The organism is Caballeronia sp. LZ001 (assembly GCF_031450875.1).
Taxonomy (GTDB): Bacteria; Pseudomonadota; Gammaproteobacteria; order Burkholderiales; family Burkholderiaceae; genus Caballeronia.
The window spans coordinates 250,315-272,187 of the sequence record NZ_JARTVX010000005.1 but is presented as its reverse complement, the minus strand read 5'-3'; the positions used below and the strand labels follow the sequence as shown (position 1 = coordinate 272,187).

22 protein-coding genes are annotated in these 21,873 nt (G+C 61.9%); 11 read left to right on the top strand and 11 right to left on the bottom strand.

Annotation, left to right across the window (positions count from 1 at the left end):
• Positions 1-55 precede the first annotated feature (55 nt).
• Positions 56-736 carry a helix-turn-helix domain-containing protein gene (locus P9292_RS37770; RefSeq protein ID WP_250467843.1) on the top strand — a complete coding sequence of 227 codons (681 nt, stop codon included), beginning with the start codon at positions 56-58 and terminating at the stop codon, positions 734-736.
• On the opposite strand, the gene P9292_RS37765 is transcribed toward P9292_RS37770, so the two are convergent.
• From P9292_RS37765 to P9292_RS37745, 5 genes are all read right to left on the bottom strand, one after another.
• Positions 709-1,719 (bottom strand): helix-turn-helix domain-containing protein, encoded by a 1,011-nt coding sequence (locus P9292_RS37765; RefSeq protein WP_309964637.1) that lies wholly within the window; start codon positions 1,717-1,719, stop codon positions 709-711. The two genes, P9292_RS37770 and P9292_RS37765, sit on opposite strands and share 28 nt — an antisense overlap.
• A 36-nt stretch (positions 1,720-1,755) precedes the next feature.
• Positions 1,756-2,541 carry an ethanolamine ammonia-lyase subunit EutC gene (eutC, locus tag P9292_RS37760; protein ID WP_309964633.1) on the bottom strand — a complete coding sequence of 262 codons (786 nt, stop codon included), beginning with the start codon at positions 2,539-2,541 and terminating at the stop codon, positions 1,756-1,758.
• On the bottom strand, positions 2,538-3,932 hold the full coding sequence (locus tag P9292_RS37755) for an ethanolamine ammonia-lyase subunit EutB (RefSeq protein WP_309964632.1): 1,395 nt from the start codon (positions 3,930-3,932) through the stop codon (positions 2,538-2,540). The genes eutC and P9292_RS37755 overlap by 4 nt, the downstream gene beginning before the upstream one ends.
• A gap of 121 nt (positions 3,933-4,053) precedes the next feature.
• Positions 4,054-4,716, bottom strand: coding sequence for an HAD family hydrolase (locus tag P9292_RS37750; protein WP_309964631.1), 663 nt, complete (start codon positions 4,714-4,716; stop codon positions 4,054-4,056).
• Between the two features lie 16 nt (positions 4,717-4,732).
• Positions 4,733-5,317 (bottom strand): hypothetical protein, encoded by a 585-nt coding sequence (locus P9292_RS37745; protein WP_244831137.1) that lies wholly within the window; start codon positions 5,315-5,317, stop codon positions 4,733-4,735.
• 199 nt (positions 5,318-5,516) lie between these two features.
• Between P9292_RS37745 and P9292_RS37740 the strand changes: the two genes are divergently transcribed.
• Positions 5,517-6,053, top strand: a complete 537-nt coding sequence (locus P9292_RS37740; protein ID WP_250467837.1) for a YbaK/EbsC family protein — start codon at positions 5,517-5,519, stop codon at positions 6,051-6,053.
• Between the two features lie 13 nt (positions 6,054-6,066).
• On the opposite strand, the gene P9292_RS37735 is transcribed toward P9292_RS37740, so the two are convergent.
• Both P9292_RS37735 and P9292_RS37730 read right to left on the bottom strand, forming a co-directional pair.
• Complete coding sequence (locus P9292_RS37735) at positions 6,067-6,432, bottom strand: glyoxalase superfamily protein (protein ID WP_250493881.1); 366 nt, start codon at positions 6,430-6,432, stop codon at positions 6,067-6,069.
• 7 nt (positions 6,433-6,439) lie between these two features.
• Complete coding sequence (locus tag P9292_RS37730; protein WP_309964630.1) at positions 6,440-7,180, bottom strand: DUF2278 family protein; 741 nt, start codon at positions 7,178-7,180, stop codon at positions 6,440-6,442.
• A gap of 121 nt (positions 7,181-7,301) precedes the next feature.
• Here P9292_RS37730 and P9292_RS37725 point away from each other — a divergent pair, with 121 nt between their 5' ends.
• From P9292_RS37725 to P9292_RS37710, 4 genes are all read left to right on the top strand, one after another.
• Positions 7,302-8,972 carry a metallophosphoesterase family protein gene (locus tag P9292_RS37725; protein ID WP_309964628.1) on the top strand — a complete coding sequence of 557 codons (1,671 nt, stop codon included), beginning with the start codon at positions 7,302-7,304 and terminating at the stop codon, positions 8,970-8,972.
• 283 nt (positions 8,973-9,255) lie between these two features.
• Complete coding sequence (locus P9292_RS37720; RefSeq protein WP_309964626.1) at positions 9,256-11,478, top strand: TonB-dependent siderophore receptor; 2,223 nt, start codon at positions 9,256-9,258, stop codon at positions 11,476-11,478.
• A 60-nt stretch (positions 11,479-11,538) separates the two neighbouring features.
• Positions 11,539-12,225 carry a Fe2+-dependent dioxygenase gene (locus tag P9292_RS37715; protein ID WP_244831132.1) on the top strand — a complete coding sequence of 229 codons (687 nt, stop codon included), beginning with the start codon at positions 11,539-11,541 and terminating at the stop codon, positions 12,223-12,225.
• 99 nt (positions 12,226-12,324) lie between these two features.
• Positions 12,325-12,705, top strand: coding sequence for a TraR/DksA C4-type zinc finger protein (locus P9292_RS37710; RefSeq protein WP_244831131.1), 381 nt, complete (start codon positions 12,325-12,327; stop codon positions 12,703-12,705).
• Between the two features lie 11 nt (positions 12,706-12,716).
• Here P9292_RS37710 and P9292_RS37705 read toward each other — a convergent pair whose 3' ends face one another.
• Positions 12,717-13,601 (bottom strand): LysR substrate-binding domain-containing protein, encoded by an 885-nt coding sequence (locus P9292_RS37705; RefSeq protein ID WP_309964623.1) that lies wholly within the window; start codon positions 13,599-13,601, stop codon positions 12,717-12,719.
• Between the two features lie 144 nt (positions 13,602-13,745).
• On the opposite strand from P9292_RS37705, the gene P9292_RS37700 reads away from it, so the two are divergent.
• The 3 genes from P9292_RS37700 to P9292_RS37690 all read left to right on the top strand — a co-directional run bounded on the left by P9292_RS37700 (position 13,746) and on the right by P9292_RS37690 (position 15,921).
• Positions 13,746-14,213 (top strand): cupin domain-containing protein, encoded by a 468-nt coding sequence (locus tag P9292_RS37700; RefSeq protein WP_309964621.1) that lies wholly within the window; start codon positions 13,746-13,748, stop codon positions 14,211-14,213.
• Between the two features lie 171 nt (positions 14,214-14,384).
• Positions 14,385-14,924: an ester cyclase gene (locus P9292_RS37695; RefSeq protein WP_250527152.1), complete on the top strand. Its 540-nt coding sequence runs from the start codon at positions 14,385-14,387 to the stop codon at positions 14,922-14,924.
• A 70-nt stretch (positions 14,925-14,994) separates the two neighbouring features.
• The gene (locus tag P9292_RS37690; RefSeq protein WP_309964618.1) at positions 14,995-15,921 is read left to right on the top strand and encodes a LysR substrate-binding domain-containing protein; all 927 of its coding nucleotides are present in this window, start codon (positions 14,995-14,997) and stop codon (positions 15,919-15,921) included.
• Positions 15,922-15,939: 18 nt separating this feature from the next.
• Here P9292_RS37690 and P9292_RS37685 read toward each other — a convergent pair whose 3' ends face one another.
• From P9292_RS37685 to P9292_RS37675, 3 genes are all read right to left on the bottom strand, one after another.
• Positions 15,940-17,787 (bottom strand): FUSC family protein, encoded by a 1,848-nt coding sequence (locus tag P9292_RS37685; RefSeq protein WP_309964615.1) that lies wholly within the window; start codon positions 17,785-17,787, stop codon positions 15,940-15,942.
• 156 nt (positions 17,788-17,943) lie between these two features.
• Entirely contained in the window at positions 17,944-18,732 is a 789-nt protein-coding gene (locus P9292_RS37680; RefSeq protein WP_244831125.1) for a hypothetical protein, read from the bottom strand.
• A 76-nt stretch (positions 18,733-18,808) separates the two neighbouring features.
• Positions 18,809-19,393 carry a hypothetical protein gene (locus P9292_RS37675; protein WP_244831124.1) on the bottom strand — a complete coding sequence of 195 codons (585 nt, stop codon included), beginning with the start codon at positions 19,391-19,393 and terminating at the stop codon, positions 18,809-18,811.
• A 424-nt stretch (positions 19,394-19,817) separates the two neighbouring features.
• On the opposite strand from P9292_RS37675, the gene P9292_RS37670 reads away from it, so the two are divergent.
• Together P9292_RS37670 and P9292_RS37665 are read left to right on the top strand one after the other, a co-directional pair.
• Positions 19,818-20,480, top strand: a complete 663-nt coding sequence (locus P9292_RS37670) for a response regulator transcription factor (RefSeq protein ID WP_309964611.1) — start codon at positions 19,818-19,820, stop codon at positions 20,478-20,480.
• Entirely contained in the window at positions 20,477-21,793 is a 1,317-nt protein-coding gene (locus P9292_RS37665; protein WP_250467826.1) for an ATP-binding protein, read from the top strand. The genes P9292_RS37670 and P9292_RS37665 overlap by 4 nt, the downstream gene beginning before the upstream one ends.
• The last annotated feature ends 80 nt before the right edge of the window (positions 21,794-21,873 follow it).

Below are 21,873 nucleotides of genomic sequence, written 5' to 3'. Positions count from 1 at the left end.
TGTCGTGATGGCGAAGTGGCGGTTCCCCGCATATCGAACGAATACAAGAGACACCATGCAAACAGAAAATCGCCCGCGAAAGGCGGCGCAGAGAACGAGCCCTGCGGCAAAGGCGGCGGTCGTGCGCAAGCCCAAGCGCAAGCCAGGAGCCGAGGCGGCGCCCGCACCCACGCCTGTTGAAGAAACCAGCGAAGCGAGTCCCGGGGAGACCATCGCGCATCATCGGCACGCGCGGGGCATGACGCTCGCGGCGTTGTCGGAGTTGTCGTCGGTGGCGATCTCGACTATCTCGCGTATCGAGAATGGCCGTATATCGCCGACCTATTCGGTGTTGTCGCGGCTAGCGAAGGCGCTCGATATCCGTTGGCCCGACATGGTCGGCGGCAACGAAAAGTCCTTTGCGCAAGGCTGTCGGGCAGTAAGCCGCGCGGGTCATGGCGTGAAGCATCCGACCTCCACCGGTATCTTTGAATGGCTCGGCGCGGACCTCGTGACGAAGTCGATGGAGCCGACGCTCATCGAAGCCAGTGCCGATACCGGCAAGCATGTGCTCTCGGCGCATGACGGACAGGAGTTCATCTACGTCACCGATGGCTCGTTGATATTCATGATGCGCGACTACGCACCGCTCATGCTCGAAAAAGGCGACAGCGTGTATTTCGATGCAGCCACGCCGCACGCATGCTATGGCGTCAAGATGCCGGCGCGCTATCTGTCGATCGTGGCAAAGCCGTGAGCTCGCGCGGTTGCGGTGTTGAGCGTTTCCGAAGGACGCATGCCGAAAAGCTTGCGATAGTCGAGCGCGAACTGGCTGAGGTGCCAGAAACCCCATGCAGCGGCAGCGTCCTGAACGGTTTGCGTCTTTTGCGCGGCACCGGCATGTCGTAGCTGACGTCGCGCACCGTTGAGGCGTATGGCGCGCAAATAGACATTCGGCGCCATGCCGAATGCTTCCTGAAAACAGTATTGAAGCGTGCGGCGGCTCACATGCAGATGCGCGCACGGTTCGGGCACGTTCACGGCGCGGTCGTGATTTTCGAGCACATAGTGGCGCGCTTGCGTTGCGATCGCATGACGACGCGAGGCCACGGGCAGCGCGGCCGGCTCGCCGCATTGCAGCGCGCCGCACTCGAAGAGCCACGACAACAAGGACGAGCGCATCGACTCGGTCGGTGTGATTTCGCCTCGCAACATAGTCATGAGCGATGCCGCGAGTCGCGCACGTTCTCCCGCACCCACGACGACGATCTCACCGCGCGACATGGCGCATTCGAGATCGATATGCTCGACGTCTTCGGCATGACGGCGCAGCGCATCATGCGTTGCAACCACGCCGAGAATTTCGTAGCCGGACGGCGTCAACAGTTCGAACTCGACGCCGCCCGGGCGAACCGCAAGCGCGTTTTCATCGATGGCGCGCGACTGTATGCGCCCGGCGCCATCGCGCAAGAGCGGGATGCCGAACCAGCACGCATCGACCGGCACTTCGCAGCTTTGGCGCAAGGTCTGGCTCGTCGTCTCGCGAAACAACTGCACGTCGTCGAAGTCGATCTCGGCAAGCGTGCCGACGAAGCGTCCGGCGCTCAACTGATCGTAGACCTGCCGCCAGCCGCGCAGATTGCCCGCCTGCTCGTCCGCATCGTGCGAGACGAGCCGATGCACGCACGGACCGCGCGGCGCGTCAGCATTCGGCTTGGATGGTCTCGCTTCGCTTCTCATGGGACGAATATAGATCGCCAAAATGAAGTATGTCGTTCAGGCGTGGCACGCAATCGACGTCAGTGGTTCTTTCGCGGCGATAGCTGCGTCGCTGTCGTCCTTGAGCGCGACGCCAGTAAGGCCCAGACGACGCGCATGCGTCAGCAGATAATGCAGCTTGTACGCGGCCGCGTCGTGGTTCAAACCTTCCGGACGCACGTTGGATATGCAGTTGCGCTCGGCGTCGCTGCGGCCTACCGCTGGCGCGTAAGTCACGTAGATGCCGAGACTGTCCGGCGAGCTCAGGCCCGGCCGTTCGCCGATCAACATCACGACGATACGCGCGCGCATTACTTCGCCGATCTCGTCGGCGAGCGCGACGCGTCCTTGCCGGGCGATCACGACAGGTCCGATGTTCCAGTCGTCGAGTCTCGAAAGAATCGCCTGCAAGAAAGGCACGGCCTGCTTCGATGCGGCGAACGCCGACAAGCCGTCCGCGATCACGAAGAGCACGTCATGGTCTCGTGCACACGTTGCGTCGAGCATTGCGCGGCTTTCATCGGCGAGACGGCGGCCAAGGTCGGGGCGACGCAGATAATGCGCGCGATCCGGCGCCGCGCTATGCACATCGACGACGTTCGCAAAGCCGGCATCGGCAAGACGCGCGCGAAGTGCGTCGACATCGAGGGGATGATGCACGGCGTCGCGCGCCTGCGCATGCGCGAGATTGAACGCAAGCAACGGTTCGGTCGGCATGCCACTGCCCGCGCGGCCGAGCGCAATGCGCGCGTTCGTGAATTGCCGCAACGACTGCCACGGGTTCTTGACGAGCGTATCGCTCATGCGGCCCCCATCCATTCGCGCGATGCTTCGAGCAAGGGCTGACGCGTCGCCGAATCGATCAATGCGCCGCGCGCATTGGCTATCTGCATCGTTTCGAGCCAGGTTTCGAACTCGGGCGCGCGGCGCAGGCCGAGCACTTCGCGCGCATAGAGCGCGTCGTGAAACGAGGTGCTTTGATAGTTGAGCATGACATCGTCCGCGCCTGGCACGCCGATGATGAAGTTGATGCCCGCGACACCGAGCAACGTGAGCAGGCTGTCCATGTCGTCCTGGTCCGCTTCGGCGTGATTGGTGTAGCAAATGTCGCAGCCCATCGGCACGCCGAGCAGCTTGCCGCAAAAGTGATCTTCGAGACCGGCGCGCATGATCTGCTTGCCATCGTAAAGATACTCGGGACCGATGAACCCGACCACCGTGTTGACGAGCAGCGGTTCGAACTTGCGCGCGACGGCATACGCGCGCACTTCGCAGGTCTGTTGATCGACGCCATGATGCGCGTTCGCCGACAGCGCGCTGCCTTGTCCCGTCTCGAAGTACATCACATTGTCGCCCACGGTGCCGCGTTTGAGCGAGCGCGCGGCTTCGAACGATTCTTGCAGCAACGCGAGCGAAATGCCGAAGCTCGTATTGGCCTTTTCGGTGCCCGCAATCGACTGAAACACGAGATCAACAGGCGCGCCCTTCTCGATGGCCGTGATCGTGTTGGTCACATGCGTGAGCACGCAGGACTGCGTCGGTACGCCGAAGCGCTCGCGAAATTCGTCGATCATCACGAGCAGGGTCGTGATCGCGGCAAGATTGTCGCTGGCGGGATTGATGCCGATGACGGCATCGCCGCAACCGTACATCAGGCCATCGAGCATGGATGCCGCGATGCCCTTCACGTCATCGGTCGGATGATTCGGTTGCAGACGCACCGACATGCGCCCCGGCAAACCAATGGTATTGCGAAAGCGCGTCACGACCGGCCGCTTGCGTGCAACCGCGATGAGGTCCTGATTGCGCATCAGCTTCGACACGGCCGCGATCATTTCAGGCGTGAGACCAAAGGTGATGCGTTCGAGCGCGGCGGTATCGGTCGTGTGGCTCAAGAGCCAGTTGCGGAAATCGCCGACGGTGAGATGCGCGATGTCCGCGAAGGCCTCGCGCGAGTGTTCATCGACGATCAGCCGCGTGACTTCGTCCTGCTCGTAGGGAATGAGCGGTTCTTCGAGGAACCTTTGCAAGGGCACGTTCGCCAGCGCTAGTTTAGCGGCGACACGTTCTTCCTCGCTCGTTGCGGCCACGCCCGCAAGTTGGTCGCCCGAGCGCAAAGGGCTTGCCTTTGCCAGCAGGGTTTTAAGGTCGGCGAAGCGGTAGGTGCGCACGCCGATCGTTTCGGTAAAGCTCATGGGCGGCTCGCTCTTGGAAGGCCTCGTCGAAGGCCATCCTAGCGGCTCAAAAACCGGGGAGTTATCGAAAATCGGCAAACTTGGGCGATGCGCGCGGCTTCGCCCGAGGTTCATCGCGCGCTTAAGCTTTCAGCTTCTCAACCAGTTCACCGAAGCCCTGCAATACGATATCCGGCTCCATCGCCGTGCAACGCGCCTTGTCGCCGTAGCCATACGCGGCCCAGCAAGCAATGGCGCCGATGTTGCGCGCAAGGCCCAGATCCGCTTGCGTGTCGCCGACGACGGCAATCTCACCGCGGGGAACATGCGGATAGCGAGGCGCGATAAGTTGCTCGTAACACGCTGCATCCGGCTTCTTCGGCAAGCCGGGCGGGTCGCATACGAGCATGTCGAAGAAGTGGGCGATCCCGTAATGATCGATTGCCTTCTTCACCGACGCTTCCGCCTTGTTGCTCGTGATCACCAGGGCAACGCCCAAGGTCTGCAACTCCGTGAGCACGCGTTCGACATCGGCGAAAAGCTGCGTATGTTGCAGTCCACGTTCGACGTAATACGCGCGATACGTGGCAGCCCATTCATCCGCTTGAGCCACGCTCAGACGCGAGCCCATGAGCTGCCGCATGGCCTCGGACATGACCACGCCCGCTTCGATCACGTGCTCGACGCGCGCGGCATCGGGCCGCTCCACACCGTAATGATCGAAGGTCAATTCGATGCAGGTGCGAATTGCGTCATGCGTGGCGCACAACGTTCCGTCGAAATCGAGCAGGCAGAGTTTGATCATGCTTGGGTCATGCGCCTCAGGCCTTTACGATGCCCAATGCGACCAGCGCTTGTGCGACTGCCGCGCGCATTGGCCAACTCCATTCGGCTTCGTGCTCTTCGGTATAGCCTTCGAGCACGCTGCCAGCCGCCACCGCGCCGGGATCGGCTATGGCATACGTAAAGATGAGCGAGTTGTCGCGCGGACGGCGCGGCAGGTCCACAGGATGCTGCTCGTAAATGAGCTTGCCCAGATTGCCGTATTGCACATTGGCGCCGCGATAGCTGGCATAGCCTGCGGCCTTGGCCAACTGCATGGCGGTGATGGTGCGCGCGGGCGCCTGATAGTGCGCGACGAGCATCTTCCGCTGCCCTTCGCTGACGGGCAAGATAGCCTTGAACGCCGCGATGTAGGCGTCCACTGCCGCATCTCCCGCGCCGGTCGCCGGTCCCATTTCCGCATCGATCGCCGCACGCACGGTGCGTTCGGCGTCGTCGAGCGTCTCTCCGGTTTCCTTGAACGCGGCCTTCTGATCCTTCCACGCCCAACATTGCGCCACACCGTTGGACGCGTTCTTGATAACCAGCTCATAGCCCCGGTACGTGACCGTCGATCGACTCATTCCAGCCCCTGAACAAAGATATCTTTTCGAGCGCGAACGCGGCTTGCTTGCCTGTTCGCATTCGATTCCACGAGGGACAAGTATATCCGGTCGATGCTTCCAGCATGGTTGCAGCGCTGCGCGGCTCACTGGATTCGGTTACGCTTGGCTTTTTTTCGGCACTTCGGGCCTTTGCCTGAAGCCTCTTTATCGAACGCTCATGAACACGCCACAAGCCGATTACGCTCTGAATCTCGACATCATGTCCGCCGACGAAGCGGCCGCGCGCCTGCCCGCATCCGTGCTCGCGTCGCTGAACGGCGCAAACGTCGATGTGTTTCGCGTGCCCGACGACGCCTCCGATACCGCCGCCTGCAGCGCGCGCTTCGGTATCGATCTCGACGACTGCGCGAACACCATCGTCGTGCGCTTCAAGAAGGACGGAGGCGAACAGTTCGCCGCTATCGTCACGCTGGCGACGCGCCGGCTCGACGTGAACGGTGCGGTCAAACGCGAACTCGGCGCGCAACGTATTTCGTTCGCGTCGCGCGAAGCGGCCACGGAGTTGTCGGGCATGGAGTACGGCGGCATCACCGCGTTTGGCTTGCCTGAGTCGATGACCGTGCTCGTGGAAGCGTCCGTGATGGAGCGCGAGCGCATCGTGATGGGCGCAGGCATCCGCGAGGCAAAGCTGCTGCTCGCGCCGCAGCGTTTGCTCGCACTGCCGCAAGTGATCGTGGCGGCGTTGGCCGTGTAGCCGGGGATTGCCGTCAGTTCTTCGCCAGTTCGCAGAACCGAATGCGATTGCCGAACGGATCGGCGACTTCCATCACGCGTCCCCAGTCCACCGTTTCGACGCCGGGCTTCGCATATCGATACGCCTTCGCTTCCAGCTCGCGATGCAACGTATCGATATCTTCCATCGGCACGAAGATGGTCGAACCGGGTGTTGCATCGCCATGATGCTCGCTCAAGTGCAACGTGAGGTCCGAGCGCCTGATCTGCGCGTAGAGGGGAAAGTTCTCGCCGAACGTATGCTCCCATTCGAGCGTGAAGCCGAGGAAGTCGAGATAGAACTCCTTGGCCCGATCGACGGCAAAGATGCGGATGATCGGTATGGCAGGATGAATTCGCATGCTGAGTTCAGTCGAGTATAGGATGCGACTCGCCCGGAATCGGAAAGCCGCGATTATCTGTCGGCACGAGTTGCGTTTGAAACGCCACGAAGAGCGCCTGATACTTGCCATCCACTTCGACGATCACGGCACCATCCTGCGACACACCGTTTTCATTCGAATGATCCTTCACGTGGCTACCCTTCATGGGCTTTGGATTGCCCTGATTCATATGCGTCTCGTGAAGCCCGTCTTCTCCCGGCTGAAAGAGAAAGCCGAAACCATAAACCGTGACGTCCTTCGTTGGTTTCCAGCCGCGCCGTTCATCCTTGTAGCTCGGCGTCGGATAAACATAGTTCACCGGATCGGCTGACATATCGAGCTGCAGCATCTCGTTGACGAGCGCGTTGATGTCGTTGTGCTTGCTTGCCGTGTCGAGCGGAATAGGACGCATGGCGCTTAGATCGACGAGGCCTTCTTCGTGCACGTAGTCGAGTTTCGGAAAGCTCGATGTGGTGACGCCCGCATTCAGTTTCGCGAGGTCTGCCGTGATCGCGTTGTCGAAGTTCTGATTCAGCACATACAACACGAGGTAACCCGCAGGACCCGTCAGCGAGCTATCCGACTTCACGTTCGTGACGATGCGAAACTCGTTGCCCTTCTCGTCGTCGCTTACGATCACATAGTGCGGGTCGCCTTTGTAACCGTCCAGAAAGGGAACGCCAAGCCTTACCTTTCCCTTGAACACCACGTACTCGTTGCTTGCCATTCTTCGCTCCTGTTTTCACCTAAGCCGGTCGTGCAGGCCGTTTGTCATAGCCGGGTCATACCGATAGTAATAATGTCTCCGGACACATCGCGTCCTGATCAAACGAGGAGACGGCCCGTCCATGGTAACGAAGAACCCGCAAGACTCCGCATCTATTGCATCGCGCAGAGGCTTTCTCAAGCTCGCCGGTGCGTCCGGCATAGCCACCGCGGCCAATGTCATGAGCGCGACGGCGAACGCGGCATCGCCCGGCCCGGATGGCACGCCCGAACAAGTGCATCTGACTTGGGGCCAAGACCCGACGCGCGAAGTCGTCGTGAGCTGGGCATCGCTTGCGCAGGCCGTGCATCCGCGTGTTCGCATCAGAACGCACGAAGGTCATGCAAGCGTGATTCACGGCGTACAACGCACTTATACCGATGGTCTGAACGGCGAGATTGTCTGCACGTATCATGCGCGTCTTGGCGACCTTCATCCGGACACGACGTATCACTACGAAGTCACCGCCGATAACGACAGCAACGCGGCCCAGCCTTTCAGCGCGAGCTTTCGCACGGCGCCGCGCGGCCGTCGCAAGTTCCGCTTCACGAGTTATGGCGACCTCGCGACGCCGAACACGGGCTGGGTGTTGTCGTCGCCGCAAAGCCGTTTCGCGGTGCAAGCTGTGGAACGTTTCGACCCGCTCTTTCACTTGCTCAACGGCGATCTCTGCTACGCGAATCTCAACGCCGCTCATCAGCCTGAAGTGTGGCGCGACTTCGGCAATAACGCGCAGGTCTCTGCCGCGAATCGTCCGTGGATGCCTTGTCCGGGCAATCACGAAGTCGAGTTCAACAACGGCCGCCAGGGCTTCGATTCCTATCTCACGCGCTACACGTTGCCCGACAACGGCACGCAGTTTCCGGGGCGCTGGTATAGCTTCCGCGTCAGTTCGGTGCTGTTCGTTTCGCTCGATGCCGACGACGTCGTGTATCAGGATGCCGCCGCATTCGTCGCCGGTCCCGCTCCGCTCGTGCCTGCCGCGAGCACGGGCAATCCGGCCATTGAACCGGGCACGTCGTTCTACATTCGCGGCTACAGTCAGGGCGAGCAGACGCGCTGGCTCGAAGAGACGCTGCGCGATGCGTCGCGCGACGACGACATCGACTGGATCATCGTGCAGATGCATCAGGACGCGCTGAGTTCGTCGAAGACGGGCAATGGCTCCGACAAGGGCATTCGCGAAGCATGGCTGCCCTTGTTCGACCGATACGGCGTGGACCTCGTGCTGTGCGGCCACGATCACGATTACGAGCGCAGCCATCCCGTGCGCGGTTGCAATCATCACGCAGGCCGCGATGCGACGACGGGCGAACGCGTCGACACCTTGCAACCGCGTCCGGTGATGACAGCGCATCGCGCGAACGATCCTATCGATACTTCGCACGGCACGGTCCATCTGATTCTCGGCGGCGGCGGCACCAGCGCGCCGCTCGACGTCTACGGCACGGATGCAGGCACGGGCAATCCGCAAGCGCAGGTCTTCACGAAACGCAACCGGCCCATTCCGGGCGCGACGGCGGGCACGTTCGTGCGTCCTGTAGCGGATGCGGTGGAAGACGCCATCTGGTCCGCGCAACGCGATACGGGCACGGGCTACGGCATCGCCGTTTTCGACTGCGATCCGGGCGAGCATGGCGGCAAGACATCGATCACGATGAACTACTACCACGCGCCGGGCGCGGACCAGACGCCCACCGCGGACTACGAGTTGTTCGAAACCATCGTTCTCGAAAAAGGATGCCGTCGCTGATTGGCCCGCATTCACGCCCGCAGCGCCGCGCGTTGCGGGCGTTTTGCTTCTTACGCATCTAGTACAGGCACTGTACGCACCCTTACATTCGCCTGACCATTTCGGAAAAAGTTCCCTGGAATTGTGAAATTCATTCCAAATATTTCGGCCTTTGTGTAATGATAGTGATTCGCATTCACCTGAATTAAGGGCTTATTTCTGATTCGTGGATGCCGAGCCAAGAACAAGTCAATTGCGCATGCGTCAGCGACACGCATGCGGTCGAAAAAATTTGAGGAACGACATGTTGAGGAAAACACCGCTTGCCGCGGCGTTGGCCGCGTTTACCGTTGCGCCGATTGCGGCGCCGCTTTACGCGCAAACCGCCCCGCAAGTGACGCAGACGACCCAGGCCGATGCCCCGGTGAGCAACGCATCCGCACCGGAAACCGCCGCGCTGCCGGCGGTCAAGGTCACGGGACAGGCCGATCAGCAAGCCGACTTCCAGCCGGAAGTCTCGAGCGTCGGCGCCAAGGTTCCGACGGCGCTGCGCGACATTCCGCAGGCCGTCGTGGTCGTGCCGAAAGCAGTGCTGCAATCGCAAGCGGTGAGTTCGTTTTCCGACGCCTTGCGCAATGTGCCGGGCGTAACCCTCGGCGCGGCCGAAGGCGGCCAGATCGGCAACAACATCAACCTGCGCGGCTTCACGGCGCGCACCGACATCTATCTCGACGGCTTTCGCGACCGCGGCCAGTACTATCGCGATACCTTCAATCTCGAATCCATCGACGTGCTGTATGGCCCGTCGTCGCTGTACTTCGGGCGCGGTTCCACGGGCGGCGTCATCAATCAGGTCAGCAAGCAGCCGAACCTGAAGCCTCGCGCCGATGTTTCCGTGCAAGCGGGCACGCACGACCGCTATCGCAGCACGGTCGACATCAACCAGCCGCTCACGGATACCTCCGCGTTCCGTATCAACGCGTTCGGACAGGATCTCGGTTCAACCCCCGATCAGATGAAGAACAAGGATTACGGCGTGGCCCCGGAAGTGAAGTTCGGCATCGGTACGCCTACGCAGGTGACCTTGTCCGCGCTGATCCAGCATAACTACGATCAGCCCGACTATGGCATTCCGCCGCTGAACGGCCATCCCGCGCCGGTCGATAGGAAAACCTTCTACGGCTTCACGGACGACCGCACGATCCAGGACGTGCAGACGGTGAACGCGCGTGTGGAACATCGCTTCAACGACATGTTCACGCTGCGCAACCAGACGCAGTTCAGCCACTACAGCACCGAGGCGCGCGCGACCAACGCAGCGGCCGTGCTGACGGGTCCGCTCGGAACCTCGACCGCGCTTGCGAACGGCAACTACACGGCACTGCCGCTGTCGTCGCTATTCGTGCGGCTGCAGGGCAAGGACCGCAACATCAACGATCACTCGGTCTATAACACGACCGATCTTCAGGGCAAGTTCGCAACCGGCTTCCTGAAGCACGACATGCTCGTCGGCGTCGATCTGAGTCACGAGACCTACAGCAACCAGAGCTTCACGGCGACCACGCCCGGCCTGCCTTCGAATACGCTCGCCATCGTGCCGCTCGTCGATCCGGCATACGTGCCGCGCCCGGCGAATTATCGTGAAGTCGCGACGAATCTGGCCGAATCGAGCGCGAACGGCATTGGTCTTTATTTGAACGATACGGTGTCCATCGGCGAGAACTGGAAGTGGATTGGCGGTGTGCGCTGGGACCGCTATGAAGCGTCGATCAACAATTCGATCAACGCGCCCGGTTACGCCACGCAGACCAACTTCTTCACGAGCGTGCGTACCGGCGTGGTGTGGCAGCCGGCCGACTGGCAATCGTATTACGTGTCGTACGGGACGTCGTTCAACCCGTCGCTCGAAGCACTGACGCTCACCAACAATCAGCAGAACACGCCGCCTGAAAAGAACCGTTCTTACGAGGTCGGCTCGAAGTGGGACTTGCTGAACGGCGGCCTTTCGCTGACGCAGTCGCTCTTCAACATCGAGAAGACCAACGCTCGCACGCAGGTTTCGACCGGCGAATACACGCTCGATGGCGACGTCCGCGTGCGCGGTTATCAGTTGGGCGTCGCGGGCCACATCACGAAGCAGTGGCAGATGTTCGGCGGCTACACCTACATGGACGGCACCGTGCAGAAGGCGCTCGACGGCACGACCGGCAACACGCTCGCCAACACGCCGCATCACATGCTCAACTTCTGGACGACCTACGACTTCACGCCGGCATGGCAGATCGGCGGCGGGCCTTCGTATGTGTCCTCGCGCTATGCAGCGAACAACAATCTCGTTCAGGTGGGCGGATACGTGCGCTGGGACGCGATGGCCGCCTATCATCAGAAGCGTTACGATATCCAGTTCAACGTGCTGAATCTGACGGACAAGCGTTACTACGACGCGCTGATCCCGTCGGATGGCGGACGCGCGGTGCCGGGCTACGGCCGCACCTTCCTCGCGACGTTGAATTACCGCTTCCGTTGATGTGCCTGCGCGCGCCACGCCGAATCAAGGCGCGGCGCGCGCAGTTGAAAAGTCAGAACGATGATCCTCTCCATACCCGGCGTTCTCACGCCCGAAGATGCCGCCGCCATGCGCGCACGGCTTGAAGCCGCCACGGACTCATGGGTCGACGGCCGCGCAACCGCTGGCTATCAGGGCGCGCCGGTCAAACATAACCGGCAGATCGCGGAAGGCTCGCCCATTGCGCATGAAATGGGCGACGCCATCGTCGGCGCGCTCGAACGGCATCCGCTCTTCATCAGCGCGGTGCTGCCCAATCGCGTGTATCCACCGCTCTTCAATCGCTACGAAGGCGGCATGCACTTCGGCAGTCATGTCGATGGCGCAATCCGTATCGTGCCGGGTCATGGCGCACGCGTGCGTACCGACGTCTCCGTCACGCTCTTCCTGTCCCGTCCCGAAGACTACGATGGCGGCGAACTCGTCATAGAAGACACGTATGGCGTGCAGGAAGTGAAATTGCCCGCGGGACATGCGATCGTTTATCCCGCGACGAGCCTGCATCAAGTACGGCCCGTGACGCGCGGCGCACGCGTGTCGAGCTTCTTCTGGGCGCAAAGCCTCGTGCGCGACGACGCTCAACGCGCCCTCCTCTTCGATCTCGACAACTCCATTCAACGCCTGAACGCCACGCAAGGCGATGAAGCCGCAAAGCGAACGCTGGTCGGCTGCTATCACAATCTGCTGCGCATGTGGAGCGAGACCTGAGCGGCCCTGCTTTTGTCGGAGCACGGCCACGAACAAGTTGCCTTGACAATGCCGACTGCCGAAGCGTACGTTTGATGAACACTTACTCGAGGCACCATCATGGCCACCGACGAAAACGGCTTGAGTGACGAGTTCATCGCAAAGCAGCGCGAACGTCTGGAAGCATTGCAGCGCGAATTGCTCGGCAACGAAGAAGGCACGATTGCGAGCGAGCGAAATCTACAGGAAGAACAAGGCGCCGAAGCCGAGGAATACGAAGACGACGCACAGCGACGCGAGCAATACGTATCGAATCAGGCACTGCGCAACGTGAACGACTTGCGTATCGCCGACATCCAGCGCGCGCTGCAAAAAATCGAGGAAGGCAGCTACGGTCTTTCCGACGAAAGCGGCGACCCCATTCCCAAGGCGCGCCTCGAGGTCATGCCCGAAGCCATTCTCACCGTCGCCGAGCAGAGCAAGCGCGAAACGGGCCATTGAGGCTTTGCGCGTCAGGCACTTGCCGTGAATGCTTCGACCAACGCGCGTACCCGCGCGGGCCGCACACGCGAGCCCGGCAGCACGAGATTCACGGCAAGCGGCGCGGGGCGGCAACTCGCCAGCACTTCGACGAGCGCGCCCGCCGCGAGATACTGACGCGCGAAAAACTCGGGCATCTGCGCAAGACCGATACCGAGCAACGCGGCCTCCGCCAGCGCCTCGCCGTGACTGATGCGAAACGGCGCTTGCGATTCCACCGATACCTTTTCTCCGTTCTCGATGAATTCGAGCGGCCGGTCGCGCCCGTTCGTCGGCAGACGAAACGCAATCAACGTGTGATGTTCGAGTTCCCTCACCGCGCGAATTCTTGCGTGCCGCGAGAGATACGTCGGACTCGCGCACAACACGAGCGCCTGTTCGTCGATCTTTTGCGCAATCAGCGACGAGTCTTCGAGTTCGCCGAAGCGGATCGACGCATCGAGTCCTTCGTCGGTGAGACTCACGCGTCCGTCGGAAAGACGCAGATCGAATTCGAGTAGCGGATAACGTTCGCGCAGACGCGCGAGCACCGGCAACACGACACGCACGCCATAGCCTATCGGAGCGCCAATGCGCAGCACGCCTGCGGGCTCGTCGTTGTCGCTGACAGAGTCCAGATCGAGCGCTTCGATTTCTTCGAGCAAGCGCGCGCTTTTCGCAAACAGCGCGCGTCCTTCTTCGGTGAGCGTGACAGCGCGCGTGGTCCGGTGAAAAAGCCGCGCCCCGAGATCCTTTTCTAAGCGTGCGACGCTTTTCGCCACGGATGAAGGCGCAAGCCCGAGTTCACGTGCTGCTTGCGCAAAGCTGCCGTGGCGCGCGACAGCAGAAAAATTAACGAACTGGCTGAGATTCTTCATGGCGTCATTCGCGACAGATTAGCGTGAAAGACGTGGCACGGCTGCCTCCAATGCATGGCCGATATTCGCTTAGAGTAGCGCGGTGAGAGCGATTTCGGCTCATGTCTAATTAGTACGTCATACGAACTATATGGAGAATTTTGCATGTTCATGTTGAACGATAACCCGGTCGAATACGATTTCGGCGGTTCCCGCGCTCGCCTGCTCGTGTCCGGCAATCATACGGACGATGCTTACTGCATGCTGGAAATGTTCTCGCCTGCCGGACGCGCCACGCCCATGCATCGTCACGAGAATGAGGAAGAGACGCTGCTGATGCTGGAAGGCGAACTGGATGCCATCGTCGATGGTACGCGGCATCGCTTGCTGGCTGGCTCGACCGTGGTGCTGCCGCGTGGCTCGCAGCATCAGCTCATCAATTCCGGGGCGCAGACAGCCCGTTATCTCGTGATCTGCACGCCCGCAGGCTTCGACCGCTTCGTCGATGCTTGTGCCGATGCGCAAAGCGGCCAGGTCGTCCCGCACGACCCGACCGACGCGGACAAGGCCCGCATGCGCGAGGCCGCGTCGCGCTTCGGCATCACGCTCTATGCGCCGGCCGCGAAGGATTGAAGACGCGCGGCACTTTTTGGTTTCGCAGAAGAATCATTCAAGAGGCAGACCCATTATCAAGCGACATCGATGAACGCAGAATGGCTTTCATGCAAGGCGCATTGCAAGCAATAACCGAGTCCGCGTTGCGCCGCTTAAACCTCATACGAACAGCCATTCACGGAGAACATCATGTCGCTCTTACGTATCGTGTCCGCTGCCCTTGGTGCAGCACTTGTTGCAAGTGCGCTGCCGGCGTCCGCTGCCGATAACCTCGTCGAGCCGCAGACGCTTATCGTCGACAAAACTCTGTCGAAGCAGCAGGCGGCGCGGCAGATTCACGCGGCCCGCACCTACGACACGTTCTGGACCACCGGTGACGAAGCGCAGGCACGCGCCGCGCTCGCCGACGACTTCACGGACCGCACGCTGCCGCCCGGCCGCCCGCAGGGCATTGCCGGGCCGCTGGCTGCATCGAAAACGTTTCATGCAGCCGTGCCGGACGTCCACGCTGCGGTCGAACAGATGATCGTCACGGGCGACCGCGTCGTCACGCATCTGCACTTCACGGGCCATTTCACCGGCACGTTCAACGGCGTGCAGGGCAACGGACAGCCGGTGGATTTCATCGCGACCGATATCTACCGTATCCGCGACGGCAAGATTACCGACAATTGGCATCTCGAAGACAACCTCGCTTTCCTGCAGCAACTTGGCGTGGTGAGCAAATAAGGGCGCGGGTATGATACCCACGCGCACCTCGGCGCGATCGTCCCACCTACCAAACCTGGAGCGGCAGCGCGTGGATAACCTGGGTGACATCCGGCTTTTCGTCGAAGCAGCGGCGCTCGGCAGTCTTTCGGCGGCCGGCCGCAAGCTCGATCTATCGCCGGCTGCGGCCAGCGCGCGGCTCGTGCGACTCGAAAGCGCGCTCGGCGTGCAACTCTTCGAGCGCACCACGCGCAGTCTGAGACTGACCGACGAAGGCCGCACATACCTGTCGCACTGCCAGCACGCGCTGCAAACACTCGACGACGCCCACGCCGCGCTGCACGCCGGACGCGCCGTGGTGAGCGGCAAGTTGCGCGTCTCGGCCACGTCGGATTTCGGCCGCCATGTCCTCACGCAATGGCTCGACGCCTTCAACGAGATGCATCCCGAGGTCAGCATTGCGTTGGTGTTGTCGGACTCGCTGTCGCATTTGCTACTCGACGATATCGACCTCGCGATCCGTTTCGGCGTGCCCGCCGACAGCACGATGATCGCCAAGCGCATGGCGCCGAACCGTCGCACGCTATGCGCGTCACCGGCTTATATCGAGGCGCATGGCAGGCCGGAGAACGTCGCGACGCTCGCTCGGCATCGCTTCATTTTGCTGAGTTCAGCTGCTGGCGTGGCGAACGAATGGCGTTTCATGCGCGACGCCCACAGCGAGAATTTCACCGCGCCGCTCACGCATGCACGCGAGACGAACGATGGCGCACTCGCGCGGCAATGGGCGCTCGAAGGACACGGTGTGGCGATGAAGTCCATATGGGACATCGGCGCGGATCTGCAGGCTGGCAGGCTCGAGCTTCTGCTGCCCGAATGGCGTTGCCCCGACACGCCCGTGCATGCGTTGTTTCAGCGGCGTCAGTACATGGCGCCGCGCGTGCGGGCGCTGCTCGATTATCTGAGCGCCAAATTTGCGGATGCGACGCGAGACCTCGCGCCTTATCTCGACAATTAACCGCACGTGCCGTCTGCCTCAATGGAAGCCGATTCGCGCCCGTAACGAAGCAAGCGTGCGCCACGTGACGGAGATATCGCGGCTGGCTTGTGCATCGCGAATGCGTGACGCAAGCAGCGCGACGGCGCCATCGAGCGAGACGAGCGCATCGCTGGTGCGGGTATCGATAGGAAGCGTGTTGCGTATCGGCCGTGCATAACGCGCGCGTACGCTTTCCAGCCGCGCCATCACCGAGCCGAAGCTGTGTTCGCTGCCAGCATCCTGTCGCGTATCGGAGCGCTCGCTGAGCATGGCGCGCACGTTGTGGACGCAGCACTGCAAGGCTCCGGCGATCTGCTCGTAACGCGGCTCCCAAACAAAGACGCGCTGAGGACGCAATGCAACGCGGAAGTCGTGCCATTGACGATCCAGCGCTCTGACTGCGGCGGCGGCACGTCCCTGGTTTTCATCCGCATTGGCTGAAGCCGCGCTCACGCCTTCGATCAAGGCATCGACCACGCCGACGAAGCGCGCCTCGATATGGCTCGTGGTATCGAGCGGCTTGACGGTGAACGCGGCGATCAAGGCGGCGAGGCATCCTATGGCCACTTCTTCGATCCGCAGTTCGACGAGCGGTTGCACGGCAAGGCCGAGACCGCCATAGACCAGACCCACGAGCACGGTGATGAAAAACACGCCCGGCCCGTATGCGCTCATGATGAAGTACGCCCAACCGAAAACGCAGAGCAGCATGGCGGCTGCAATCGCGGCGGGCTGATCGTGCAGACTCGTCACCAGAAGCGCGCTGACCAGTCCGCCCGCGAGTGTTCCGGCAATGCGCTGCATGGCGCGATACAGCGTGTCGCCGCGCGAACGCGTACCGAGGAACACGACGAACACCGTGATGACGGCCCAGAACCAGCGCTCCGACGACAGCACGTGACCCGCGAGCATGGCCATCAGCGCTGCCGCGCCCGTGCGCAAGGCGGGCAGCCACGAAAGGCTCGTGCGTAGCTGGCTCATGTCGATTCTCTTGCGCGGCGGCGGCGCGTTCTTGCGCTTCGAATCCGTCGTCTCAATGCCTTCGAGCTTCGCAATCGCCGAGCGGAAGGCGCTTTCGCGTGCGGGGCGGCTCGTTGCATCGAAGACATATTGGCCTGCGGCGACTTCGAGTTCCACGAGCGCTTCGCGCAGCGCGCCGGCTTCGTCCGGGTCTAGAAGCGCGAGCCGGTCTTCGAAGGCGATGGCCGCTTCGTTCATCGAGGACAACGCCGTGTGCGTGCGCCCCACGCGGTGCGTTTCGCGGAGCACGTCTCTTGCGCGCAAGGCGACGGTGCGAATCGCCAGTTGTATCGCGGCAATCCGGCGTTGCGGCACGATTCCGCGAGCGACGCACACGATCACGCACGGCGCCACCATCGACAGCGCGAGGATCAAACCAGCCTTGTTCGACGATGGATGCAGATACACGCCAAAGTAAAAAGTCACGATGCCGATCAGCGCGCTGCCAAGCGCTCGAGGTCCGCAAGCCTGCACCAGCATGCCGGCGAAGAGCAGCGCGATGAACACCGCATCGGCGACGAACGGCACGGCATCGAGCGCGGCCGCCGTGGCAAAGCTCGATACGGCGACGAGATAGAGGGAAGAGAGGGAGACTAACCAGCCTCGCAGCGTGTGATCGCGCAAAAACAGCGGGGCGATCATGCAGAACAGCACGGCTAGTCCGGCGACCACCGGCGGTGACCCGAATCGCGCGGCCACTTCGATGCAGATGAAGGCGCTAATCAACGTAGCGAGCGTCGCACGAAGCGCCGTGACGAAGCGCGCGAGGCCGGGATCTGCTACGAGCAGGCGGTCAGCCGCTCGTCGAAAGACGATCGCAATCATGGGTCGACATCCGGTCGGAAATCGGACACGGCTTTTGGCCGGCGCCGATGCAAAGGGACAATGCCGATTCGTCGTTGGCCGGGATCGCCGGCACTCGGACAAATACGGGTTTTCCCGGATGATAGCGCGTCAAAATTCTTTTTTGCGTGACTCAGGTCACGGATACGCCGCTGCCTTGCGCTTATCGACTCGATCCGTGATCCACACAGCCGCGACCATCGCCACGATGAGGACGACCGAAGCCGTGAAGCGGCTGAAAGCGAGTCCGCCCTGGTCGACGGGTTTATCGAAGAAATCGCCCAGCGTGGCGCCGAGCGGCCGCGTCAGCACGAACGCGAGCCAGAAGAGCAGCGTGTGGGAAATCTGCGTAAAAAAGTACATCAGGCACACGGCAAGCAGCAGCGTGCCGAAAATCAGCGCGCTCACTTCGTAGCCGAGGCCGAGACCGCCGCGATCGTCGCCTGCGAGCCAGTCGCCGACGGCGGTGCCCAGCGTTTGCGAGAACAGGATCGTGATCCAGTAGAACCATTCGGCGCGCGGTGTGGTCACGCTCGACACCGCGACCGTTCCTTCCACGCGATACCAAAGAAAGATGCACAGCACCAGGCACACGACGATCAACGAGACGCCGCCCGGATAACCGAGCCCAACGGAGCGATCGGCAAAGTCGGCGAGCGTGGTTCCGAGCGTCGTGGTCGCGACGATGGTGATCCAGTAGAACGACGGATGGAAGCCCTTCGCCCGCACCTGCGCCATGACGAAGCCGACGAACAGGATCGCGAAAATCGCGGAGCCCACCAGATAGCCGAGATTCAGCGACATCGTGACCCAATCGCCGCCGGTCTCGCCGAGCGTCGTCGCCGCGATCTTGATGAGCCAGAAGCCGAGCGTGACGGCCGGCACCTTGAGGTCGTGTCGGTCCTGCGTTTCCGTATTGATTTGCATGTCGAAGTATTCCATGAGAGCCGTGAGTTTCCGCAGAATAACAATCGATTCCTTAGCGGACGCTTAGCGCCGTTGGTCAAATTGCATCGAACGGACGCTCCCAGCCAAACGCTCGCACGCGTTCGAACGGTCTTTCGAGCACGACAGCGCCACGCGCTTCGCCCGGCAAGAGCAGCGGAAGCGTATGCCACGTCGTCTCCTGCGCGGCCCGCTCTTGCAGCGATCGCACCTCACCGCGTTCCGCGCGCGCTCGTGCGGCTGCGAACAAATCCTTCGTATCGCGCGGCGCGAACAGATTCGGCGCTATCTTCAGCCCTACTCTGTCAGCCGCCATCGCAATGACGATCCAGATACCGCAATAAGCGATGTCGACGCCGACCGACTGGCCATCGCGCAGATTCGCCACCACGATGCGTTCCTCGGGCCCTTCCTCCAGCTTCACTTCGTGTTGCCGGCACGCGAGCACCCCGGAAAGCAGCAGCCGAAGCGTCGCCCGTCCGACGCCGAAGCGCCGTCCCACCGCCGCGTTTGGATGAATGCGCGCGCGTTTGCGCTCGGCGACCGTGAGCCAAAGACCGACGTTCGATGCGGACACGAAGCGGAATTCGGTAGGCACGAGCCAGAGCGCGAGTTCGCCCGGCGCGGGGAGCCGTTCGAACATGACATTCGATTGCGAGAGATCGTAATGTTCCCAGGCCAACGGGCGGGCGAGAACGGCGGAAGGCGGCCGTCGCGGGGCTTTTTTCGTGGGCGCGGTGGTGGTCATGTCTGTCTTATGGGCGAACGGGCGGGCGATGATTCCGTGCAGAGCGACACCGTTGCAGCCGAGACTTAGCTCAAACTTAGGATTGGCGGCGATGCGGGTTTTCGCGGATGGCATGGCCCGTCGAGCAAACGATTCGCCTGGTCTTTTATTCCTAAGCACCAGCTAAGTCTACGCTTCGAGACTTCAGACTCAGTCAAGAAGACGCATCCTCCATGCCGATGTCCCCATCCCCCTTCTCACTCGGTGTAAAGTCGCTTTTGCCGCCCTTTTCGCAGATGTTTTGCGCGCGGGGGCGAAGGTGAGCCCACGGAGAAATGGCATGAGGGTGTTGCTGGTCGAGGACGACCGCATGATCGGCGAAGCTGTGCACGACACCCTCAAGGACGGCAGCTACGCCGTCGACTGGGTGCGTGACGGCCGGCTTGCGTTGACGAGCCTGGAAACGCACAGCTACGACGTTGCCCTGCTCGATCTGGGCTTGCCGGGCAAGGACGGCATCGACGTGTTGCGCGCGGTGCGGGCCGGCGGCAATCTGGTTCCGTTACTTATCATCACCGCGCGCGATGCGGTGGAAGAGCGTATTCGTGGCCTCGATGCAGGCGCGGACGATTACATCCTCAAGCCCTTCGAGATGTCCGAACTGCTCGCGCGGATGCGCGCCGTGGTGCGGCGGCGCAGCGGTCAGGCGGCGCCCGTCATGTCGAACGGCATCATCTCGCTCGATCCCGCCACGCGCGAAGTCACGGCCGCGGGCAACGTCACGCGTCTGTCGAGCCGCGAGTTTGCGTTGCTTCAGGCGCTCATGCTGCGCCCCGGCGCCATTCTCTCGCGCACGGAACTCGAAGACCGCATCTACGGCTGGAATGAGGAAGTCGAAAGCAACGCCGTCGAATTCCTGATTCATTCGCTGCGCAAGAAGCTCGGCGCGCAGGCGATCAAGAATGTGCGCGGCGTGGGCTGGATGGTCTCGAAGCAGACATGAACCGTTCGCTCCAGTTTCGTTTGTCGGCATGGCTGTCGGTGCTGATCGTGGCGATTGCGCTCATCGGCGGCTTCATCGCGTTCAAGACGGCTTTTCACGAGGCGAACGAGTTGCAGGACGGGCAGCTCAAGCAGATCACCGCGCTCGTGACGCCGCGCAGTCTCGCCGTCATGCGGCGCGAAACGCTTGCCGATGTGCCGGGTGTGGACTTCGCATCGAAGATCGTGATTCAGACACTCGATGAACGCGCGCCGCTCGCGCTCTCCGCCGACCTGCGGGACGGCCTTCAGTATGCGAACGTGGCTGGCCTGCGCTGGCGGATCATCGTGAAGACGCTCGAAGACGGCGTGCGTGTCGTGGTCGGACAGAAGACCATGGGGCGCGACGAGATTGCGCGCAACAGTGCGCTTGCCACCGTCATTCCGTTCGGCACGCTCGCGGTGGTTTTGCTCATCACGCTTCATTGGCTCGTGCGCCGCATGTTTCGTCCGCTCGCGCTTTTGGCGGGCGATCTCGATCAGCGTCCCGAGCACGATCTCTCGGCGCTCACGGAAGATACGGTTCCTTCCGAGATCACGCCGTTCGTCGTGGCGATCAATCGCCTGCTGATCCGCGTGGACATTTCGCTGGCGATGCAACGCCGCTTCGTCGCCGATGCCGCGCATGAACTGCGCTCGCCGCTAACGGCGCTTTCGCTGCAAGCCGAGCGCCTCGACGCCTCGGAGATGCCCGCCGCCGCGCGCGAACGATTGTTCTCGTTGCGGCGAGGTCTCGCGCGCACGCGTGCGCTGCTCAATCAGTTGCTCACGCTCGCGCGCGTGCAGGACAAGACCGTGGGCAAGCCGAGCAGGCTGCGTGTACAGGAAGTTTTTCGCAACGTGCTCGAGGATTTGATGCCGCTTGCCGAGGCGAAGCGTCTGGACATCGGCGTGTCGAGTACGGAGGATGACGTGGTGATCGACGTGCCCGAGGCCGAGCTTTCGATCTTGCTGAAGAACCTCGTCGATAACGCCATCCGCTATACGCCGGAAGATGGGCGCGTGGATTTATCGGCCGGCGTGATCGATGGCCGCGCGTTCATTCGCGTGGAGGACTCCGGCGCCGGCATTGCGGCGGAAGAAAGGGAGCGTGTGTTCGATCCGTTCTATCGCGTGCTCGGCACGGATACCGAAGGCTCGGGTCTTGGTTTGTCGATCGTCGCCACGGTGGCGGCGCGGATCGGCGCGGAAGTTGTGTTAAGGGATGCGGAACCGCATGGGCTGGTTGTGGTGGTCAGGTTCGCGGCGGAAAGGGAAGTGCGGAGAGCGGCTTGAAGCGGTCTCTCACGCAAGTACGGACAGTGTGCGACGAAGCCGTCGTCGACCGGCAGCGCCACGCCAACAATTCCAGACAA

Excerpts from the sequence above, each read along its gene's own strand:
- P9292_RS37770 (WP_250467843.1), top strand. The coding sequence starts at position 56 with ATGCAAACAGAAAATCGCCCGCGAAAGGCGGCGCAGAGAACGAGCCCT.
- P9292_RS37765 (WP_309964637.1), bottom strand. The coding sequence starts at position 1,719 with ATGAGAAGCGAAGCGAGACCATCCAAGCCGAATGCTGACGCGCCGCGC.
- eutC (WP_309964633.1), bottom strand. The coding sequence starts at position 2,541 with ATGAGCGATACGCTCGTCAAGAACCCGTGGCAGTCGTTGCGGCAATTC.
- P9292_RS37755 (WP_309964632.1), bottom strand. The coding sequence starts at position 3,932 with ATGAGCTTTACCGAAACGATCGGCGTGCGCACCTACCGCTTCGCCGAC.
- P9292_RS37750 (WP_309964631.1), bottom strand. The coding sequence starts at position 4,716 with ATGATCAAACTCTGCCTGCTCGATTTCGACGGAACGTTGTGCGCCACG.
- P9292_RS37745 (WP_244831137.1), bottom strand. The coding sequence starts at position 5,317 with ATGAGTCGATCGACGGTCACGTACCGGGGCTATGAGCTGGTTATCAAG.
- P9292_RS37740 (WP_250467837.1), top strand. The coding sequence starts at position 5,517 with ATGAACACGCCACAAGCCGATTACGCTCTGAATCTCGACATCATGTCC.
- P9292_RS37735 (WP_250493881.1), bottom strand. The coding sequence starts at position 6,432 with ATGCGAATTCATCCTGCCATACCGATCATCCGCATCTTTGCCGTCGAT.
- P9292_RS37730 (WP_309964630.1), bottom strand. The coding sequence starts at position 7,180 with ATGGCAAGCAACGAGTACGTGGTGTTCAAGGGAAAGGTAAGGCTTGGC.
- P9292_RS37725 (WP_309964628.1), top strand. The coding sequence starts at position 7,302 with ATGGTAACGAAGAACCCGCAAGACTCCGCATCTATTGCATCGCGCAGA.
- P9292_RS37720 (WP_309964626.1), top strand. The coding sequence starts at position 9,256 with ATGTTGAGGAAAACACCGCTTGCCGCGGCGTTGGCCGCGTTTACCGTT.
- P9292_RS37715 (WP_244831132.1), top strand. The coding sequence starts at position 11,539 with ATGATCCTCTCCATACCCGGCGTTCTCACGCCCGAAGATGCCGCCGCC.
- P9292_RS37710 (WP_244831131.1), top strand. The coding sequence starts at position 12,325 with ATGGCCACCGACGAAAACGGCTTGAGTGACGAGTTCATCGCAAAGCAG.
- P9292_RS37705 (WP_309964623.1), bottom strand. The coding sequence starts at position 13,601 with ATGAAGAATCTCAGCCAGTTCGTTAATTTTTCTGCTGTCGCGCGCCAC.
- P9292_RS37700 (WP_309964621.1), top strand. The coding sequence starts at position 13,746 with ATGTTCATGTTGAACGATAACCCGGTCGAATACGATTTCGGCGGTTCC.
- P9292_RS37695 (WP_250527152.1), top strand. The coding sequence starts at position 14,385 with ATGTCGCTCTTACGTATCGTGTCCGCTGCCCTTGGTGCAGCACTTGTT.
- P9292_RS37685 (WP_309964615.1), bottom strand. The coding sequence starts at position 17,787 with ATGATTGCGATCGTCTTTCGACGAGCGGCTGACCGCCTGCTCGTAGCA.
- P9292_RS37680 (WP_244831125.1), bottom strand. The coding sequence starts at position 18,732 with ATGCAAATCAATACGGAAACGCAGGACCGACACGACCTCAAGGTGCCG.
- P9292_RS37675 (WP_244831124.1), bottom strand. The coding sequence starts at position 19,393 with ATGTTCGAACGGCTCCCCGCGCCGGGCGAACTCGCGCTCTGGCTCGTG.
- P9292_RS37670 (WP_309964611.1), top strand. The coding sequence starts at position 19,818 with ATGAGGGTGTTGCTGGTCGAGGACGACCGCATGATCGGCGAAGCTGTG.
- P9292_RS37665 (WP_250467826.1), top strand. The coding sequence starts at position 20,477 with ATGAACCGTTCGCTCCAGTTTCGTTTGTCGGCATGGCTGTCGGTGCTG.